The organism is Streptomyces sp. PA03-6a (assembly GCF_033792765.1).
Taxonomy (GTDB): Bacteria; Actinomycetota; Actinomycetes; order Streptomycetales; family Streptomycetaceae; genus Actinacidiphila.
Genome location: NZ_JARAVK010000526.1, coordinates 1 through 2,045, shown reverse-complemented (window position 1 = coordinate 2,045; position 2,045 = coordinate 1). Strand labels below are relative to the sequence as shown.

The 2,045-nt window shown below is 66.4% G+C and carries 1 protein-coding gene and 4 pseudogenes; 2 read left to right on the top strand and 3 right to left on the bottom strand.

What is annotated here, in order from left to right:
- The coding region (locus PV350_RS46340; RefSeq protein WP_500339279.1) for an integrase core domain-containing protein at positions 1-301 on the top strand (301 nt) is incomplete at its 5' end.
- 35 nt (positions 302-336) lie between these two features.
- Here PV350_RS46340 and PV350_RS46335 read toward each other — a convergent pair.
- A pseudogene (locus tag PV350_RS46335) lies at positions 337-725 on the bottom strand (winged helix-turn-helix domain-containing protein); the annotation flags it as partial.
- A gap of 61 nt (positions 726-786) precedes the next feature.
- Between PV350_RS46335 and PV350_RS46330 the strand changes: the two are divergent.
- Positions 787-1,645 (top strand): annotated as a pseudogene (locus PV350_RS46330) (transposase).
- Positions 1,646-1,662: 17 nt separating this feature from the next.
- Here PV350_RS46330 and PV350_RS46325 read toward each other — a convergent pair.
- Positions 1,663-1,949, bottom strand: a pseudogene (locus tag PV350_RS46325) (transposase); the annotation flags it as partial.
- A 9-nt stretch (positions 1,950-1,958) separates the two neighbouring features.
- A pseudogene (locus PV350_RS46320) lies at positions 1,959-2,045 on the bottom strand (IS5/IS1182 family transposase); the annotation flags it as partial.

The window sequence follows — 2,045 nt, the reverse complement described above, 5'->3', positions numbered from 1 at the left end:
CCAATACTGCAGCCGGGCCTTCGCCGATGCCTGCCACGCGGCCGGCGTCACCCAGTCCATGAGCGCGGTCGGCTCCAGCGCGGACAACGCACTCGCCGAATCGTTCAACGCGACCTGCAAACGCGAGACCCTCCAAGGCCGCCGAGCCTGGGACACCGCACGCGAGGCCCACCTCGACCTCATCCGCTGGCTGCACCGCTACCACACCGTCCGACGCCACTCCAGCCTCGAACAGCGCAGCCCCATCACGTACGAGCGAACATCCCGAACAACATCAACTACGCTGGCCAAAGCCGCATAACCGTGTCCAGGATCTGGGGTCAAGGCCCCTGTGATCAGCAGGTCGCGGTGGTCGGTCCAGGTGAAACTGCGCTGACCGCCACGCTTGTGGTCCTCGTGCCGTTTGGGCCGGTAGATCAAACGGGAGCGTTCCTCCTTGTTTGTAGCAGGCCAGCGCGGCAACGGAGAACCTGCGCTCGGAGCGTACACGGACGCGGATGACGGGCGTGTGCCCTCGCCTGGACCAAGTGCGGCGTGTCGGCGGCGTCATCGAGACCCGGCCTCGTCCTCTGAAGACGAGCCAGACCCCGTGCGCCGTCGCGGCGCTTCAAACCTGTGGCCCCATCTCCCTTGATCCACCCAGTCACCCGGTCCTCGTCACGCTCCAGCGCCCGCCAGGCCGGAACCTGATGACTCCACCCGTGGCGCCGCAGCATCAGGGCGATCCCAGGTGAGGCCGGGGAACAGGCGAGGGCGGGAATAACGGCTGTAACGGATCGAACTGACATTGGCGTGAGCTGGAGCTGGATGTCGGCAAGGACGAACATCACGCCACCGCCGTCAGCCCTGCCGGGAAGAAGGTTTTCGACAAGCCGCTGCCCAACAACGAACCGAAGCTGCGGGAGCTGTTCGAGAAGCTGCATGCCAAACACGGGACCGTGCTGGTGGGCGTCGACCAGCCAGACCCTATCGCGGCCCTGCCCCGTACTCAGGCTGCTGGACCAGTTCGGATCCCCGGCCCAGATCCGCAAAGCCGGAAGGCGTCGGCTGGTCACCCTGATATGACCGAAGGCCGCGGATGGCCGACCGGCTGGGTGGAAGACATCTTCACCACACTCGACGAAAGGACCGTCGTGGTTCCCGGAACCGATGCTGCCGCGCTGATCGTCCCCAGCCTGGCCAACTCGCTCCAGTCCGTCCTTGACCAGCGAAAACTCCTCGCCGCCGGGATCGAGGAGCTCGTAGAGGCCCACCCTCTTTCCCCGGTCCTGATCTCCATGCCCGGCATCGAGATCACGACCGGGGCCCGGATCCTCATCGACGTCAGTGACGGCAGCGGCCTCGCCACCACCGGCCACCTCGCCGCCTACGCCGGCCTCGCCCCTGTGACCAGGAACTCCGGCTCCTCCATCCGCAGCGAACACCCGTCCCGGCGCGGCAACAAGCAGCTCAAACGGCCCTTCTACCTCACCGCGTTCGCCTCGCTCTCCCAGCCCGAGTCACGTGCCTACCACGCCCGCAAACGCCGCGAGGGGAAACACCACATCGCCGCCCTCATCGCACTCGCCCGACGCGTATCGACGTCCTGTTCGCCATGCTCCGCGACGGCACCTTCTACCAGCCACCCACGCCAGCCACGGCTTGACGAAGGCCATACAGGCACCTTTTGGCCCGGACGTGGGCGGAGTCCAGGACGACGCAGGTCACGTCGACCAGGCCCACGTCGTCCAGCCTGTACAGGACCACTTCGTGCAGCAGACCCCACACGCCGGCTCTCGACCACATCAGGAACCGGCGGTGCGCCGTCGACTTCGATTCCCGAAGCACGGAGGTAACGCCCGCCAGGCACAGCCGCTGACCAGCACGTAGATGATCACCGCGAAGAGCGTCTCATCAGGCGTGTCCTGCGTACCCCCACCCTGCGGCCGCGCCTTCGATGGCGGGATCAGTGAGCCTTTTCAGCGTTGCTTCTCCAGGGTGAGGATGGCTTTGGCTGCTGACGACAGGCGGTTGGGGCTGCAGCGGGCGTGACGGAAGATGCGCCA